At 66.3% G+C, this 16490-nt stretch carries 17 protein-coding genes and 1 pseudogene; 9 read left to right on the forward strand and 9 right to left on the reverse strand.

Annotated elements, in window-relative coordinates; genetic code table 11:
• Positions 1-426 precede the first annotated feature (426 nt).
• Positions 427-1254: a glycoside hydrolase family 16 protein gene (locus LMQ14_RS12650; RefSeq protein WP_267735046.1), complete on the forward strand. Its 828-nt coding sequence runs from the start codon at positions 427-429 to the stop codon at positions 1252-1254.
• A 9-nt stretch (positions 1255-1263) separates the two neighbouring features.
• Here LMQ14_RS12650 and LMQ14_RS12655 read toward each other — a convergent pair whose 3' ends face one another.
• From LMQ14_RS12655 to LMQ14_RS12665, 3 genes are all read right to left on the reverse strand, one after another.
• Positions 1264-1920, reverse strand: coding sequence for a hypothetical protein (locus LMQ14_RS12655; protein WP_267735047.1), 657 nt, complete (start codon positions 1918-1920; stop codon positions 1264-1266).
• A gap of 53 nt (positions 1921-1973) precedes the next feature.
• The gene (locus LMQ14_RS12660; RefSeq protein WP_267735048.1) at positions 1974-2825 is read right to left on the reverse strand and encodes a TIGR03560 family F420-dependent LLM class oxidoreductase; all 852 of its coding nucleotides are present in this window, start codon (positions 2823-2825) and stop codon (positions 1974-1976) included.
• 174 nt (positions 2826-2999) lie between these two features.
• The gene (locus LMQ14_RS12665; RefSeq protein ID WP_267735049.1) at positions 3000-3839 is read right to left on the reverse strand and encodes a class I SAM-dependent methyltransferase; all 840 of its coding nucleotides are present in this window, start codon (positions 3837-3839) and stop codon (positions 3000-3002) included.
• Positions 3840-3897: 58 nt separating this feature from the next.
• Here LMQ14_RS12665 and LMQ14_RS12670 point away from each other — a divergent pair, with 58 nt between their 5' ends.
• Positions 3898-4908 carry an NADP-dependent oxidoreductase gene (locus LMQ14_RS12670; protein WP_267735050.1) on the forward strand — a complete coding sequence of 337 codons (1011 nt, stop codon included), beginning with the start codon at positions 3898-3900 and terminating at the stop codon, positions 4906-4908.
• Here LMQ14_RS12670 and LMQ14_RS12675 read toward each other — a convergent pair.
• Entirely contained in the window at positions 4905-5273 is a 369-nt protein-coding gene (locus tag LMQ14_RS12675) for a hypothetical protein (protein ID WP_267735051.1), read from the reverse strand. The genes LMQ14_RS12670 and LMQ14_RS12675 overlap by 4 nt on opposite strands.
• A gap of 128 nt (positions 5274-5401) precedes the next feature.
• Here LMQ14_RS12675 and LMQ14_RS12680 point away from each other — a divergent pair, with 128 nt between their 5' ends.
• Positions 5402-6868 (forward strand): amino acid permease, encoded by a 1467-nt coding sequence (locus tag LMQ14_RS12680; RefSeq protein ID WP_267735052.1) that lies wholly within the window; start codon positions 5402-5404, stop codon positions 6866-6868.
• Between the two features lie 117 nt (positions 6869-6985).
• A complete protein-coding gene (locus LMQ14_RS12685) occupies positions 6986-7240 on the forward strand; it encodes a hypothetical protein (protein WP_267735053.1) in 255 nt (84 codons plus the stop codon).
• Between the two features lie 65 nt (positions 7241-7305).
• On the opposite strand, the gene LMQ14_RS12690 is transcribed toward LMQ14_RS12685, so the two are convergent.
• Both LMQ14_RS12690 and LMQ14_RS12695 read right to left on the reverse strand, forming a co-directional pair.
• Positions 7306-8760: an aldehyde dehydrogenase family protein gene (locus LMQ14_RS12690; protein WP_267735054.1), complete on the reverse strand. Its 1455-nt coding sequence runs from the start codon at positions 8758-8760 to the stop codon at positions 7306-7308.
• 123 nt (positions 8761-8883) lie between these two features.
• Complete coding sequence (locus LMQ14_RS12695; protein WP_267735055.1) at positions 8884-9354, reverse strand: hypothetical protein; 471 nt, start codon at positions 9352-9354, stop codon at positions 8884-8886.
• 71 nt (positions 9355-9425) lie between these two features.
• On the opposite strand from LMQ14_RS12695, the gene LMQ14_RS12700 reads away from it, so the two are divergent.
• Positions 9426-10733, forward strand: a complete 1308-nt coding sequence (locus tag LMQ14_RS12700; RefSeq protein ID WP_267735056.1) for a hydroxyacid-oxoacid transhydrogenase — start codon at positions 9426-9428, stop codon at positions 10731-10733.
• Between the two features lie 5 nt (positions 10734-10738).
• Here LMQ14_RS12700 and LMQ14_RS12705 read toward each other — a convergent pair whose 3' ends face one another.
• On the reverse strand, positions 10739-11641 hold the full coding sequence (locus tag LMQ14_RS12705; RefSeq protein ID WP_267735057.1) for an NAD-dependent epimerase/dehydratase family protein: 903 nt from the start codon (positions 11639-11641) through the stop codon (positions 10739-10741).
• 50 nt (positions 11642-11691) lie between these two features.
• Between LMQ14_RS12705 and LMQ14_RS12710 the strand changes: the two genes are divergently transcribed.
• Together LMQ14_RS12710 and LMQ14_RS12715 are read left to right on the forward strand one after the other, a co-directional pair.
• On the forward strand, positions 11692-12579 hold the full coding sequence (locus LMQ14_RS12710; RefSeq protein WP_267735058.1) for an alpha/beta fold hydrolase: 888 nt from the start codon (positions 11692-11694) through the stop codon (positions 12577-12579).
• 71 nt (positions 12580-12650) lie between these two features.
• Entirely contained in the window at positions 12651-13439 is a 789-nt protein-coding gene (locus LMQ14_RS12715; RefSeq protein ID WP_267735059.1) for a PE domain-containing protein, read from the forward strand.
• Between the two features lie 15 nt (positions 13440-13454).
• Here LMQ14_RS12715 and LMQ14_RS12720 read toward each other — a convergent pair whose 3' ends face one another.
• On the reverse strand, positions 13455-14639 hold the full coding sequence (locus LMQ14_RS12720) for an acyl-CoA dehydrogenase family protein (protein ID WP_267735060.1): 1185 nt from the start codon (positions 14637-14639) through the stop codon (positions 13455-13457).
• A gap of 112 nt (positions 14640-14751) precedes the next feature.
• On the opposite strand from LMQ14_RS12720, the pseudogene LMQ14_RS12725 reads away from it, so the two are divergent.
• Both LMQ14_RS12725 and LMQ14_RS12730 read left to right on the forward strand, forming a co-directional pair.
• A pseudogene (locus tag LMQ14_RS12725) lies at positions 14752-15132 on the forward strand (NYN domain-containing protein).
• 77 nt (positions 15133-15209) lie between these two features.
• Entirely contained in the window at positions 15210-16088 is an 879-nt protein-coding gene (locus tag LMQ14_RS12730) for an NAD(P)H-dependent flavin oxidoreductase (protein WP_267735485.1), read from the forward strand.
• Here the strand turns inward: LMQ14_RS12730 and LMQ14_RS12735 are convergent.
• Positions 16085-16396, reverse strand: coding sequence for a DUF4333 domain-containing protein (locus LMQ14_RS12735; RefSeq protein WP_267735061.1), 312 nt, complete (start codon positions 16394-16396; stop codon positions 16085-16087). The genes LMQ14_RS12730 and LMQ14_RS12735 overlap by 4 nt on opposite strands.
• Positions 16397-16490: the final 94 nt, after the last annotated feature.

The following is a 16490-nucleotide window of genomic DNA, read 5'->3' on the forward strand; positions in this document are numbered from 1 at the left end:
GGGCTACCAATGGCGACCGCGTGGTCTACCTCGGCAGCGCCCCGGCGGCCCCGAGATGACGGGTGACGATGCATGGATTCGGCGCGCTCGCGTTCACGTCGCTGGGCTGCAACCCAAGCCGGATGTGACTGAAGGAAAATAACCGTCGACCCTGGTGCATTCGCCATGATTGTCAACTCCTGTCAGAGCAACCGACTCAGCCGCAAAGCTACGGACGTGTTATGTGTTCGTGTCCAGGATGCCCATGCAATCCTGAGACCAAACCAAGCGTGATCATGAGAATTGACCGTGAATTCATCCCAAATCCCGAGCTAGTGTCGTTTCGCCGCCAGTTTCGGGCCGGCAGCGATCCAAATGCTAACGACAACCACCGACACAATTTTCGTTTCGACCCCGTACGACCCGGGCTGCTATCGTCGCTTGCTTATGCCTGAGATGGACCGTCGCCGCATGATGCTGACGACAGGGATCGGCGTGCTGGCGGCCGCGCTCCCCCTCCCTGAGGCGAAGGCTTACCCAGGGCGGATACCTCCGCCCAGCGCGCCGAGCGGGCAATCCGGGAGCTACATCTTCTCCGACGAATTCGACGGTCCGGCCGGTTCGGCGCCCGACCCGTCGAAGTGGGCGATCGCGAAGGCGCGCGAGACGATCAAGGATCCGACGTATTGGGAGCTGCCCGAGCACATCGGGCAGTACCGCGACGATCGGAAGAACGTCTTCGTCGACGGCAATTCCAACCTCGTCCTGCGCGCCGCGAAAGATGGGCCCACCTACTTCAGCGGCAAGGTCCAGAGCCTGTGGCGCGGCGGCGTCGGCCACACCTGGGAGACGCGGGTCAAGCTGAACTGCCTGACCCCCGGCGCCTGGCCCGCCTACTGGCTCGGCAACGACGATCAGGGCGAAATCGACGTGATGGAGTGGTACGGCAACGGCAGCTGGCCGTCGGCGACCACCGTCCACGCCAAGGCGAACGGCGGCGAGTGGAAGACCCGCAACATCGCGGTCGACAGCGCCTGGCACACCTGGCGATGCCAGTGGGATGAGGCCGGCATCAGGTTCTGGAAAGACTATTCCGACGGCGCCCAGCCGTATTTCGATGTGCCGGCCAGCTCGCTGCCGGATTGGCCGTTCAATGGCCCCGGCTACACGGTGTATCCGGTGTTCAACCTGGCCGTTGCCGGTTCCGGCGGTGGCGATCCCGGGGCGGGCAGCTACCCCGCCGACATGCTGGTCGACTGGATACGCGTCTGGTAGCGCGGCGCGTCAGCCCGGTATCCGATCCCCGGCGAACCACGCGCTTGTTACCGCTCGGGTCTGCGGCGGCGGAAAGTGGGCGCCCGGCGCCCCCAATTGACCGACTTTGACCGTCCACGTCGGTCCCGAGCGGTCGTCTACGCAGGTCTGCGTGGTCGGGAGGCACAGGACGACGAGGTGGGCGCCGCCGTCCCCGCACCAGTAGCCCCCGACGTAGCCGTCGTCTCGGCCGCCCCAGGCGCCGCCGTTGCGCAGCGAACAGCGGGTGCCGTCGTCGAGAACCAGCGCGTACGGCTCCGGTAGAGCCGGGGGCTGCGCCGACGGGAGCTGGCCGTTGTAGCTGACCCGATGCAAACGCTGATCCCACGGGTCGTCCACGCACAACAGCGAACCCGGCGTCGACGGCCAGCAGGTGCCGGCGCCGGCCGCGCTCGGCGAGCACGCGTAGACGTCGTCGGCCACCGCCGAGGGCGACGCGGTGCAGCCCTCGACGACGACGTTGCCTTGGGGCGGGGTTTCGTGGAAGCCGTTGACGGCCTGTCCCTTGGATCCGACGGCCACCGTGGTGATCTGCTGAGTAGGCGGCGGATCGGCACTTGCCGACCCGGGGAACCCGAACATCACCATGACAGCGACCGGCAGCACAGCAACTCGCGACGCGTCCACCTGGCTAACAATCCTCCACGTCGGCCGCGATGGGAATGGCGAACGAGCTCGGCCTAGACGGCCGCGACCGGTCGGCGGGCGGAATCCAGGGCGAGGCAACGTTGAAGTAGTGCTTCCGTTGGCGGCTGGCGGAATGCCAGCACCATCTCCTCGCAGCCGACCTGCTCGAACTGCGGCAACAATGCCAGCTGCTCGTCCACTTGGCCGGCTTCCGCCGGATGCAGTGACAGCTGAGCCGAACGCAGGATCTCGCCCGGCGCGCGCCCCAGGTCGGCACATGCCTGGTCGAGCTGGGCGTTGACTGCGCCCCATCGTTCGGGGCCCTCGTGTCCGGGCATGTTCCACATGTCGGCATGGCGCGCGACGACGCGCAGCATCTTTGGTTCGGTCCCGCCCATCACGATCGGGGGGTGTGGGTGCTGAAGAGGTTTGGGCTCGCAGAGCGCATTGTCGAGGGCGAAGAACCGCCCTTTGAAGGTGACCGAATCCTCGGTCCAGAGCCTGCGAAGCACGGTCAGCGCCTCGTCAACCATTGCGACGCGGGCCCCGGCGCCGGGAAAGTCGATCCCGTACCCGCAATGTTCGGCCTCGTGCCAGCCGGCGCCGATGCCGAAGTTGAGGCGTCCGCCCGAAATGTGGTCGACGGTGACCGCCATCTTGGCAAGAACCGCGGGATTCCGGTACGTCACGCTGGACACCAGGCAGCCGATTCGTGCCCGCTTGGTAACCGCGGCCATCGCGGCCAGGGTGGTCCAGCCCTCAAGGGTCGGGGCGGTGTGTTCTTGCGGCCCGTAGAAATGGTCGTAATCCCACATTGCTCCGAAACCAAGGCGATCAGCGGTGCGCCACAATTGCTCAAGTTCTGAGTAGTGGAAGCTCTGGTCGAATTTGACCGAGATGCGCATGTCGCAATCTTAGGATCGACGGCGCATTTTGGCAGCGCCAAATGGCCCGCATTCCGATCATGTCGCCCGATCGTAAGACGCCGGACTCGCTGCATTAAAGCAACGAGCAGTTTCACGATCGACAGGCGCGAGACGCGCCCAAATTAGTTGCGCAAGTTGGTAGTTGAGCAATGTTCAGTGGGTCAGCAACGCTACCGCGCTCGAGGGTCTGCGACCCGGGTTGCGCAAATCCGATCGAGGCAGCCAGGTAAGTGGGCGCATCCATATCGGTAAGCGGTGGAAGCGGTGGGCGGCCGCTAGCACCAATTCGGCTGCGACGGTCCGCCAGCCGAGGTCTTCGAAGAAGGCCAGCCCGTTCTCGGGTGCGAACTTGAACGGTGCGCTTTCGGCAATCCCGGCCATATTGTTGTTGATTCGCTTCTGCAGGCCAGGAAAGGCGAAATCGAGCATCCACCAGGCGACCTCGGGTCGCTTCAACGCATCCGAAAGCGCTTCGATGTCTCGGTATTCGAGGTACATCGACAGACCCTCCGTCAGCACAAAGGCCTTGTTCGCCCCGTCCAGCGCCTCGTTGAAGAAGGCGTCTCGGGCGCTCGGATCGGCAAGGTCGACGGCGGTGCGGATCAGCCGGCATCGCGCGGTCTGGTCGGCCAGCAGCTCCGTCTTTTCGGCGAGCAGCTTGGGCAGATCGGCTTCGATCCAGGTGAGCTCGGACGGGAGGTCCAACCGATACGGCCGGGTGTCCAAGCCGGCGGCCAGATTCAGCACGCGGTCGCAGCCGTTGGCGAGGGCGTCGGCGATGGCATCGTCGATCAGTTTGGTGCGCGCGACCAGCCACCAACCGCTGCGATCGCTCCATCGAACGCCTGCGACGATCGCGCGGCCCTGTTCACCGGCGAGACGTCCGGCGAGCGGGTCGTGGAACAAGGCGTCGGGGCGTGCCGACTCGGTGGCCCGGTGCAATGCGGTCCACCGGGCGGTATCGGAAACGTGAGTAATGGTGTGGTCGGCCATAGGCAGCGTTATAGCATCCGGCACCCGCGAGGCCGGCCCTGCGGCGTAGCGCGCGCTCATGCCTGATGTGAATCGCCGCTTCCTCTTGCGTGAGCGCCCCACCGGACGTATCGGGCCCGACACGTTCGAGCTCAGTGAGGAGGCCATCCCCGAGATCAGGGATGGCGAGGCGTTGGTGCGCGTCGAATGGATCTCGCTGGATCCGACCAACCGGACCTGGATCAATGACACGCCGACCTACCTGCCTCCGGTCGGTATCGGCGAGGTCATGCGGGCCGGCGGGATCGGCCGGGTCGTCGAATCCAAGAACCCCAACTATTCGGTGGGCCAGATCGTGCAGGGCCTCGTCGGTTGGCAGGAGTACGTGGTTGTCTCTGACACGATGCCGTTGTTCGGAGTCGAGGTCGCCGACGGCGTCTCCCCGAGTGCCTACATGGGCGCGCTCGGGACGACCGGGCTCACCGCGTGGGTCGGGATCCGCGACATCGGCAAGCCGCAGCCGGGTGAGACCGTTGTCGTCTCGGCCGCGGCCGGTGCGGTGGGTTCGATCGCCGGCCAGCTTGCCAAGGCGGACGGCGCCCGCGTCGTCGGGATCGCCGGCGGCCCGGACAAGTGCCGGCTGCTGACCGAGGAGCTCGGCTTCGACGCGGCCGTCGACTACCGCGCCGACGATTGGGCCGCCCAACTCCGTGCGGCGACGCCCGACGGCATCGACGTCGACTTCGAGAACGTCGGCGGCGTGATCATGGATGCGGTCTTCGCCCGCCTCAACATTCGCGCGCGCGTCGCATTGTGCGGCCTGATCTCCGGCTACAACTCGGCCGATCCGCCGCCCGGCCCGCGTGCATTCGGCAACCTGCTGATCCAGCGCGCGACGGTGGAGGGCTTCATCGTTCTGGATCACCTGGGCCGCGCGCCCGATGCCGTGCGCGAGATCAGCGGCCTGATCGCCGCGGGCAAGCTCACGCCGCTCGAGACCGTGGTCGAAGGCTTCGAACAGCTGCCGACCGCGATCAACATGCTGTTCGACGGCAAAAACGTCGGCAAGCTCATGGTCAAGACGGCTTAGGGCCTCGCGACGACGAGGACTTTCGAGCGATCTTCCGGATCGATTCGCACCGGCACTTCGGCGCCAACCTTGAGATGCGGGGCCGTCGACAGCTCGAGTAAAACGCGGCGCCTGGCGCGGTAGGTGTCGTGATCGGGCAACCGCACGTCCAGCTCCAGCTCGTGCCACGAACCCAGCACTGTCGTCGCGATGTCTTCCCGGATCGCCACGATTGATGCGACGCCCGGTAGGCCGTAGCGGATCAGCCGTTCCCGTTCGGCGTTGAGCGCGTTGAGTTCGGCGACCGCGTCGTTCGCGTGCTGCCGGTCGGCCCGCGTGACCCGCTGTCCCGCACTGGCTTTCTTTGCTCGCTCGAACCAGCCCATGTCGGTGAGCGTACGTTAATTGACAATCGGCGTGGTCAGGCGCGGGGCGTGAAGATAGGAATTAGCGTGTTTGGCACAGCAATGGTTAGCTGAGGCTGCCAAAGCTCGGAACCGCGAGGACGTGACACATGAGCGAGGACGTCGCCGAGCGCAATCCTGCTGTCTCCCAGCTCCATCGCGGCCTGCAGAACCGTCACATTCAGCTGATCGCGATCGGAGGCGCGATCGGAACGGGCCTGTTCATGGGCGCCGGGCGTACGATCTCCCGCGCCGGCCCATCGGTAGTCGTGGTGTACGGAATCATCGGGTTCTTCTTGTTTTTCGTGCTGCGCGCGATGGGCGAACTGCTGTTGTCGAATCTGAACTACAAGTCATTCGTCGACTTCGCGGGCGACCTATTGGGGCCCGGGGCAGGCTTTTTCGTCGGGTGGTCGTACTGGTTCGCCTGGATCGCCACCGGTGTTGCCGAACTCGTCGCGATCGCGGGCTACTTACAGTTCTGGTGGCCCGGGCTGCCGGCGTGGGTACCGGCGCTGGTCGCGTGCGGGCTGATCCTGCTGGTCAACTTGTTCAGCGTTCGCAACTTCGGCGAGATCGAATTCTGGTTCGCCTTAATCAAAGTCGTTGCGATCATCGGTCTGATCGTCGTAGGCGTCATCCTGCTATCCACCAATTTCGTTTCACCGCAAGGCGATCCGGCGACGATCGAAAACCTTTGGAACAGCGGCGGATTCTTCGCCACGGGTTTCATGGGCATGGTCGGTGGATTCCAGATCGCGTTCTTCGCGTTTGTGGGCGTGGAACTGGTCGGCACCGTCGCGGCCGAGACAGTGAACCCGCGCCGCACCCTTCCGCGCGCGATCAATGCCGTGCCGCTGCGGGTGTCGATCTTCTATGTCGGTGCGCTGCTGGTGATCCTCACCGTCGTGCCGTGGCGGCGGTTCGACGGCAACGAGTCCCCATTCGTCACCATGTTCTCGCTCGCCGGACTCGCCGGTGCGGCCTCGATCGTCAACTTCGTCGTCACCACCGCCGCGGCGTCGGCGGCCAATTCCGGGATGTACTCCACCGGCCGCATGCTTTACGGTCTGGCCGACGAAGGCAGCGCTCCGGCGGTTTTCCGCAGGCTGAATCGCGGCGGCGTGCCGGCCCCCGCCCTGTTCGTCACGGCCGCACTCCTGCTGACCGCCGTCCCCGTGCTGCACATCGGCGGTTCGGTGATAGGTGCTTTCACGCTGGTGACCACCATTGCGTCGCTGCTGTTCATGTTCGTCTGGGCGATGATCCTGGTCAGTTACCTCGTTTATCGGCGCCGGCATGCACAGCGCCACGCGGACTCGGCCTTCAAGATGCCCGGCGGCCGGGTGATGTGCTGGGTCGTCTTCGCCTTCTTCGCGTTCGTCGCGTGGACGCTCAGCACGGAGAAAGACACCGCGATCGCCTTGGCGTGCTTCCCCGGGTGGTTCGTACTGCTGGGTGCCGGCTGGCTGGTCACCCGACGCCGCCCCGATCACGCCGAGCGCTATCGCCAGTTCCTGGCCGAGATGAATCACCCGGTTGGCGACGGGGCGGAGAGAACAGCACCGGCATCCTGACCTGCGCGTGACCCCTGGGGGTCGGACGTTGTTGGGATCGGTAGCCGGCGTGGGCGCCTGTACTTATCGCAACGACGCCGCCAACGAGGTGGCGGCCCCACGAAAGGAAGACAGCAAATGAACATCGTGCCGACTGGCATCCAAGAGCAGATCAACCGCGTCGATCGCCAACGGAGCCTGTACATCGGGATCAGCACCGGCCTGGTTGCGGTCTGGAGCTTTTTCCGGCTGATTTGGATGCTCTACATCGGAATGACGTTCGGCTGGTTCTTTTCAGCGATGGCTTTCCAGCTGGTGCTGTGGGGCGTGATCGGCACCGCCGCGGCGGTGGCGTCCATCGGGTTCCTGACTCGGTACAACAGAACGTCTTGAGTCTGAGGGGCAGATAGCTCCGAACCCGGATGGGTTCGGAGCTATCTTGTTGCGGCAGCGGATATTTAGAGCTGAATCCAGGCCGACTTCGTCTTCAGGTAGATGTCGATGCCCTCTTTGCCGAACTCGTGTCCCCAGCCCGACTGCTTGTGGCCGCCGAACGGTACGTCGTGGTCGAACACCAACTGGCAGTTCACCTGGACGCTGCCGGCGTGCAGTCGCTTGAGCATCCGGTGGGCCCGGCTGACATCCTGCGTCCACGCGGTGGCCGCCAGGCCGTAGGTGGTGTCGTTGGCCAGCGCCACGGCCTCGTCCTCGTCGTCGAACGGCAGGATGGTGACGACCGGCCCGAAGATCTCCTGCTGGTAGAGCCGCATGCCCGTGTCCACGTTGGTGAGCACCGTCGGGTGCACGAAGTAACCCTTGCGGTCCAGCCGGTAGCCGCCGGTGACCACCTCGACGCCGTCGCTTTTGCCCTCGTCGATGAAGCCCATCACGCGGGTCAGCTGCTTCTGGCTGATCAGTGGGCCGCTGACGCAGCCCTCCTCGCTCGGAGCACCGAGCTTGAACGTATTCGCCATCATGGAGATGCCTTCTACGACCTGGTCGTACACGCCGCGTTGGGCAAAGATCCGCGATCCGCAGACGCAGCCCTGGCCGGAGTGCACGAAGATGCCCAGCGACGCCATCAACAGGGCCTTGTTCATGTCGGCGTCGTCGAAGATCAGCACCGGCGACTTGCCGCCGAGTTCGAGCGTGACCTTCTTCAGGTTGCCGGCCGATGCCCGCACGATCTCCTTGCCAACCTCGGTCGACCCGGTGAAGGCGACTTTCTCGACTCCCGCGTGCGCGGTGATGGCCGCGCCCGCGGTGTGCCCGTATCCGGCCAGCAGGTTGACCACACCCTCGGGAACGCCGGCCTCGTGGATGAGCCGGTCCAACAGCACTGCCGACAGCGGCGTCTCCTCGGCGGGCTTGACCAGCAGGCTGCTGCCCGCGGCCAGGGCCGGCGCAAGCTTCGCGCTCGCGTTGAAGATCGGGCCGTTCCACGGGAAGATCAGCCCCACCACGCCGTACGGCTCCTTGAGCGTGTAGGCGTGCATGTCCACGTAGGCGTCCGACGCGATGCCGTCGGTCTTCACGTCGTAGGCGACGCCGTTGAGCTTGGTACACCAGCCGGCGTAGTAGCGGAAGAACTCCGAAACCGTCGACATCTGCAACTGTGCCTGCATCAGGGGCATGCCCGTGTTGAGCGAGTCGAGTTGGGCGAACTCCTCGGCGTGCTCGTCGATCAACTCCCCGATCCGCCACAAAACCTTGGCCCGCTCGCGTCCGGGAAGCTGCGACCAGACGCCCGATTCGAAGGATGCCTTCGCGCGGGCGACCGCCTCGTCCACCGCCTCCGGTCCGCAGTCGGCGAACTCGGTGATGACCTCTTCGGTCGCGGGATTGATGACCGGAATGACCTCACCCGAGCCGGGGCGCTTACTTAGGTCGTCCAGTACTGCCTGCAGAGTCATGTGTTCCCTTCCCGATCAACCCTGATCGAGCCCGGCGCTCCCGTGCCCGTATGCTGAGCACCTGCTTAGCATTGCGATCCTAGCCCGGTCAAGATTTCGCCGTGTCGGCCGGCTCGGCGTGGTCTAGCGCTTGGCCCCGCTGATCGCCCCGTGCACCGCCGAAATGCAGCCGGCCGCATCGGGTTCGGGCCCCAGCCCGACGTAGTAACTGCCGGTTTGCTCACCCGGGAAGCCGGTGATCGTGAATCCGGCCGGATCGCCATCGACGGCGTCCGTGGTCATCGACGCCTGCGCCAATGGCACCGAAATCACCGCGGTCCCGCGCTTTTCTCCGTCGGTGGCCACCAGCAGCTGCGTGGGATGCAGAACCAGCGCGGTCCAGTGCTCGTCGTCGGGATCGACCGGATTTGCCCGACGGCCCAGTAGCTTGCCGAAAAGCGAACTGGCCGGCGGGTTTTCGCTGTGCGTGAGCCACACCTGGACATCGTTGAGGTCGACTTGGTGGGATGCGGCGTGTTCGGCCAACTTTCCGCAGATGCGGCGCGGCAGATCGACGATTCGCGCCGAGCGGGTGTGACGCACATAGAGCGGCATGGGTGCATCATGCCCGCGCACCAACCCGGCCGCCATTCGCGCGACCTGGTGTCGAGTTGTTGGATAGAGACATGGCGTGCTGCGAATTCCCGGCTGTGGTGCAGGGCTGTGACGGAGCCTTCACCGTCGACTCTTCCCGGATCACGTTCGGGCGCGGCTGTCTCGCGGAGTTGGGCGAGCGGGCCGCCGCGCTGGGCCTGCGGCGGGTGGCGTTGTTCTCCGATGCCGCCGTGGCTGGCCTGCCCATCTTCAGCACGGCCCGCGACTCGCTGGTCGCGGCCGGTCTGGACGTGGTCACCTTCGCCGACGTGCACGTCGAACCCACGGATGCGTCCTTCGCCGAAGCGACGCGCTTCGCCCAAGAGGTGAATCCCGACGGCTACATCTCACTGGGTGGCGGTTCGGTGATCGATACATGCAAGGCTGCCAACCTCTACGCCACCTATCCGGCGGACTTCCTCACTTACGTCAATGCGCCGATCGGCGAAGGCAAACCGGTACCCGGACCGCTCAAGCCGCACATCGCCTGCCCCACCACCGCCGGCACTGGCAGTGAGGTCACCGGAATCGCGATTTTCGACCTGCTGTCGCTGACGGTGAAGACCGGAATCGCGTCGCCTGCGTTGCGTCCCACCGAGGCGCTCGTCGACCCCGACAGCACCGCCAGTCTGCCCGCCGGAGTCGTCGCCGCGGCGGGCCTGGACGTGTTGTCGCACGCCCTGGAGTCCTACACCGCGCGCCCCTACGTGCACCGGCCCGCTCCGCCACGGCCCAGCTTGCGGCCGATGAGTCAGGGCGCCAACCCGTGGAGCGACCTGGGCTGCAGCGAGGCGCTCCGAGTGCTGGGCCGCAATCTGGAACCGGCGGTTCAAGATGCCTCCGACACCCAAGCGCGTGAGCAGATGATGTGGGCCGCGACGCTGGCGGGGATTGCTTTCGGCAACGCGGGTGTGCACGCGCCGCACGGCATGGCCTACGCGGTTGCCGGGCTGGTGCGTGACTTCCACCCCGCGGGCTACCCGTCCGAGGAGTCGCTGGTCCCGCACGGCATGTCCGTGATCGTCAACGCGCCCGCGGTATTTCGGTTCACCGCGCAGGCCAGCCCGCAGCGCCACACCGAGGCGGCCCGACTGCTGGGCGCCGACACCCGGGACGCCGGTTCCGACGATGCGGGCGAGGTGCTCGCGACCGAACTGATCCGCATCATGCGCGCGGTGGGCATGCCCAACGGGCTTGGCGGGGTGGGCTACACGGCCGACGACATCGCCGCCCTCACCGAAGGTGCCTTCCCCCAGCAGCGTCTGCTGCAGAACGCGCCGCGAGAGATGAGCAAGCCGGTTCTGGCCGATTTGTTCGGCTCGGCGATGCGCTACTGGTAGGCGCGTTACGCGCTGACGAGCTCGGGGTGGAACTTGGTCGCCATGCGCCGCATGCCGTCGCGCCAGTCGACCGTCGCGGCGCCGACGAGCTCGCGCATCCGGCTTGCGTCGGTGGGGTTGCCGCGCAACGCCTGCTCGCTCTCCTCGAACACCGGCTCCTTGCCGACCAGTGATCCAAGGTAGGTGCACCACTCCTGCAGGCTGACGGTCTGCTCGCCGCACCAATTCAGGGTGGTGGCCGGGACCGACGCCACCTCGAACAGCTTCGGGATGGTCGCGATGATGTCGTCCTCGTGGATCGGCGTGTAGCGGGCCGGGCCGCCGTGCGGTACCGGAATCGGGATGCCGCCCAGCATCATCTCCATGTGGTAAAACGGCCACCCGCCGTTGTCGCCGTAGGGGACGTTGAGGCGGGCGATGGTCGTGGGTACGTCCAGGGCACGCGCCATGGTCCGTGCGACGACCTCGCCGGCGATTTTCGAGATCGAATAGGTGGGGAACAGCGGCTTGTGGTTGTCGCCCAACGCGGCGTCCTCGGTTCGGATCTTGTCGTCCGGTGGGTCGTACACGGCCCCAGATGAGCAGTGCACGAACGCTTTTGCACTACGGCAATGGGCCATCAGAAGTCCGACGGATTCGGCGTTGGCCGCCAGATCCTTGTCCCAGTGGCCGCTCTTGGCCACCGCGAGATTGAGAACGTAGTTGAAGTCGTTTGGCAGACCGGCGAAGTCGCCGGCGGCCAGGTTGACCGTCTGGCACCGCACGCCGGCCTTCTCGAGGTCGTCGCGGACCGCGGGATTGGTGAACCGGGCGATGCCCCACACTTCGTTGTCGGCTGCCATCGCCTTGGCGACGGGGGTGGCAACTTGTCCGGTCGGGCCGGTGATCAGGATTTTTGAGCCGCGCATGCGCTGATGGTAGGCGACGCTCGGGTGGGCATTGGCCGTGGGAGGTGGCGATGCCGCGAGGCGGCGTGAACAAGGGCTCGCCGCGCCCCGACGATCGGCGTAATGTCGCGCACGTCATGGCAGATTCGGTGCGGTTCGTCGACGCGAATGGGCTCAGATTCGCCTATCTCGAGGAGGGCTCGGGCCCCCTGGTGCTGATGCTGCACGGGTTTCCCGACACCGCGCACTCCTGGGACTCGCTGCGCGCGCGAATCGCCGCGAAAGGCTACCGCGCGGTGAGCCCGTTCATGCGCGGATATGACCCCAGTGGAATACCGGATCGCGACCCGGATCAGGAGACCCTGGCTCGCGATCCGCTGGCGTTGATCGAAGCGCTCGGCGCGCAAGACGCGATCGTGATCGGCCACGATTGGGGAGCGTCGGCTGCCTATGGCGCGGCCGCACTCGGGCCCGATCGTGTGAAAAAGCTTTTCGCGATCGGCATTCCGCATCCGGCGGCGCTCAAACCAACGCTGCGGAAGGTCTGGGGCGTCCGCCATTTCGTGGCCTACAAGCTGCCGGGGGCGCCGAACCGCTTCGCGCGCAATGACTTCGCGGCGCTGCCCGCCATTTACCGGCGATGGTCCCCGACGTGGAACCCGGATCCGAGCGAGTTCGACGCCGTGCGCGCGAGCTTCGCGAATCCGGCGAGTCTGAACGCCGCGTTCGGCTACTACCGCAAGCTCTCCCCCATCCCCAGTGCGTCACTGAAGGTGCGGATCAAGGTGCCCACGGTTGCCTTTGCCGGACTGGATGATCCGGTCGCCGAGCCCTCCGACTACCGGGGTGCCGCGCGGATGTTCGAGAACGATTACGTCGTCGAAGAGGTTCCCGGCGGACATTTCATGCACCGAGAACATCCCGAGGTGTTCACCGATCGGTTGTTGACACACCTGTGATCGGACGCCGATAACCCGGCGCCCCAGATTTGTGCCGCTGGCAGCCGGGCGCCTCGGTAGAATCACTGCACATGACATCCATGTCGCACGATCCCGCCGTTGCGATCATCGGCGCTCAATTGACGGCAATGGGCGCCGCCGCCATCGCGGCGGCCGCCGCGGCGGCGCCGGCGGTGACCGCGCTGGTGCCCGCGGGCGCCGAGGAGATCTCGACCACGGCGGCCATGGCGTTTGCCGCCGAGGCCGGCAAGACGCTGGCCGCCCACGCCGCGGCACACCAAGAGATTTCGCGGACGGGCGCCGCGCTGGTGAATATCACCCGGATGTACGCCCAGACCGACGCGACGGCCGCGGGCGCCCTGCAAACCAACGCCGCGCGCAGCACTGCCGTCGAATTCGAAAGCGCCGGCGCGCCCATGTCGAGGTCGCTGGCCAGTCCGGCGCCGGCCACACGGCTGCTGCGTGCCGAAGCGGTGCCCGGCGCGGCCGGCACGCCGGCCCGCACCCCGGCGTTGGCCAACCTGGTCCAGGGAGCGGCCGCCGCGCCGACCCCGGCGGCCGGGGCGGCCACCATGCCTTCGGCGATGAGCGCGGCATCGACGCTGCTCAGCGCCGGCAGCGCGCCGCTGAGCACCCTCAGTTCGCTCGGCTCGTCGCTCGGCTCGGTCGGCCAGGGCGGCCTCGGCGGCGCAACGGCAGGCGGTGCATCGGCAGGCGGAGCGGCCGCGAGTGCGGCCGGCGCGAGTGGAGCCGCCGCGGGTGGGTCGGGCACGGCACTGGCGTCCTCGCTGACCAACGACGACGGCAACCCCGACGCCAAAGATGCCGATGGCAAACAGACTGGTGAGCAGGTGCTCTGAGCGGGCTTGCCCGGTTTATAGCCCCGGCTGATCCTCGATGATGCCCAGCCATATCTGCGCGGCGTCGATGGCCACCTTCTCGCTGATAAAGGCGTGTTGGGTTCCGGTGTAGATGTCGCGGAATGCGCGCTCGAGGCGGGTGCCCTCGCGGATCGAGCTGGTGCCGGCGACCAGGTGGGCCCATTCGGCACAGCTTCGGGCCGTATCGGTGGCGTAGACGGCGGCCACCCGCATATCCGCGCGCAAGCCCGGCGTCAGCTCCTCGCCCGCGGCGACCGCGGCCTCGGCGGTGGTGAAGGCGTCGAGCACCAGCAGGCGCGCGGCGCGCCAGGCCGCGCGATGATGGGCGAGGCCCTTTTGGAAGGTGGGGCGGCTGGCCAGTGACGCCATGTCACTCATCCGGAATTTCGTGGCGGCAAGTTCCTGCACGTCGTCGAGCATGCTCTTGGCCACGCCCAATGCCCACGACGCGTGACCGGCGGCGGTGACCGGCATCAGGCCCATCCGGGTGGCCGGCGACGTTCCGCGATGTGGGTGGCGGGCGAACAACTCGAAGGTGCGGCTCTGTGGGACGAACACGTCGGTGACGCTGTAGTCGTAGGAGCCGGTTCCCTTGAGTCCTTGGACATGCCATCCGTCGTTGAAGTTGACCTGTTCTCGTGGCAGTACGGCCACGTGCATCTCGGGCAGGCCCTCGCTGATCCAGCGCATCTCGCCGTTGTCCACCGGCAGAAATCCGGCTGCGACATATTCGGAGTGGCCGATGCCGGAACCGAAACTCCACGCGCCGTTCAGCAGATAGCCGCCGTCGACAACGGTGCCCTGGCCGTTGGGAAAGAACTGGCCGCCCATCGTCACGCGGTTGTCGTGAGCGGTGAACACCTCGGCGAAACCTTCGTCGGGCAGATAGGCCGCCGCGGCGAACGACGACGGCAGGTTGGCGATGCCGACCCACCCGAATGAGCCGTCCTGCCAAGCCATTTCGATCCAGGTCCCGATCATCTCGGTAAAGGACGGCTCGAGACCACCGGCGACCGCGGGGTTGAACGACGACATCAGCCCGCTGGCCCACATTTCGTCCACGATCGGCGCGGACAGGGTGCGAATCCGCTCGGACTCCGCGGCTTGCTCCTGCACGAGATCGCGCATGCCGCGTGCCAGCGAGACCACACGGTCGCTCGTATCGGCTAACGACGTCATTGGCGCTCTCCTTGTCGAACCCGGGACACTGATACCGGTGACCGTACCAATCACTCAAAGTGTCTAGCCATCGAAATCGCGTGTTGCTACCGGTCGGCCCTACGGTGGCGTGGTGCGGTGGATCGTCGACGGGATGAACGTCATCGGCAGTCGCCCAGATGGGTGGTGGCAGGATCGAGAGCGGGCCATGGTCGCTTTGGTAGACAGGTTGGACGAATGGGCCGCGGCGCAAGGATAGACCGTGACGGTGGTATTCGAACGGCCGCCCAGGACCGCGATCACGTCGACGGTGATCGAGATCGCGCATGCGCCCAAAGCGGCGGCGAACTCGGCCGACGACGAGATCGTCCGGCTGGTTGAAGCCGACGCCAGCCCGAACGAAATCCGGGTGGTGACATCCGACCGGGCGCTGACCTACCGCCTCCGTCAGCTGGGTGCGTCGGTCTTCGCGGCGGAGCGGTTCCGTGACCTCGTCGATCCGCGGGACCGATGACCGCCGGCCGGGCCGGGCCCGCAACCAATCGGGTGTGCGAACTCGCGCACATCGATATCCCGATCATCCAGGCGCCGATGACCTACATCGCCGGCGCCCAGCTCGCCGCCGCGGTGTCCAACGCCGGCGCGTTGGGGATCATCGAGACCACCTCCGATCAGGGGCGGGCCGACATCCAACGGGTGCGCACCCTTACCGGCGGTTCGGTGGGCGCGAACATCGCACTGCTGTTCAACCGTGATCTGACGGTCGTCGACCTGCTCGTCGCCAACGGCATTCGCTTCGTCACCACCTCGGCCGGGAGCCCCTCGCTGTTCACCGAGCGGCTCCACGACGCGGGCATCACGGTGTTCCACGTGGTGGGCACCCTGGCCGCGGCGAAGAAGGCCGTCGATGCCGGAGTGGACGGCCTCGTCGTCGAGGGGGTCGAGGGCGGCGGGTTCAAGAACCGGTTCGGGGCGTCGACAATGGTGCTGCTGCCATTGGTGGCCGCTCACGTCGATGTCCCGATCGTGGCGGCGGGCGGAATCTGCGACGCGCGATCAATGGCCGCGGCGTTTGTCCTCGGTGCCGAAGCCGTCCAGATGGGCACCCGGTTGCTGGCTTCGGCGGATTCGCCGGTGCACGGCAACCTCAAACAGGCGGTCGTGGCGGCCGACGAGACCGGCACCGTGCTGCTCCCCCTTGACGGCAAGCGGATGATGCGCGTGATCCGGACTCCCGCCGCCGAAAAGCTAGATAGATCAGCCTCTTTCGAGGAAGGCGGTGCCGCGCTGCAACGCGTCCAGCGACTGTATTTCGAGGGCGATATGGACGCCAGCGTCGCCAACACCGGTCAGGTGGCCGGCCGGATCGACGACCTTCCACCGGCCGCCGAGATCATCAAGCAAATGTGGACCGGCTGCCGCGAGGTACTGGCCACCACCGCGGATCGGTTCCGGCCCGGCCCGGCCTAGCTCGGGTGGCTGTTGACGGCGAACTCGACCTGCTCGCCGTTGACCTTGGTGATCTTCATGTTCGCGGTGTACTCCTTGCCCTCCGGGCCGGTGAAGTGACAGTCGAACTGGACATCGACCTTGGCCTCCACACCGTCGGGGCAGTGCACATCGGTGGGATGAAAACCGGTCTGCTTCGAGACGACGTCGACCACCGATTGTGCTGCCCCCTCGGGCTTGACGGTCGACTTGCTGCTGCAGCCGGTCGCCAGCACACTCATCAGGCTGACAGCTACGGTCGCCGCCGCAACCTGGGCGATACGCATCATTGCGCGATTACTCCTTTGTCTGCCGTGCCCGAGGCTAACGCGACGGGAATCGACAGGCTAACACGCATCGGTGCCGACGCTACAGCTCAGAAGC

The sequence above is a fragment of the Mycobacterium sp. Aquia_213 genome, assembly GCF_026625985.1.
Taxonomy (GTDB): domain Bacteria; phylum Actinomycetota; class Actinomycetes; order Mycobacteriales; family Mycobacteriaceae; genus Mycobacterium.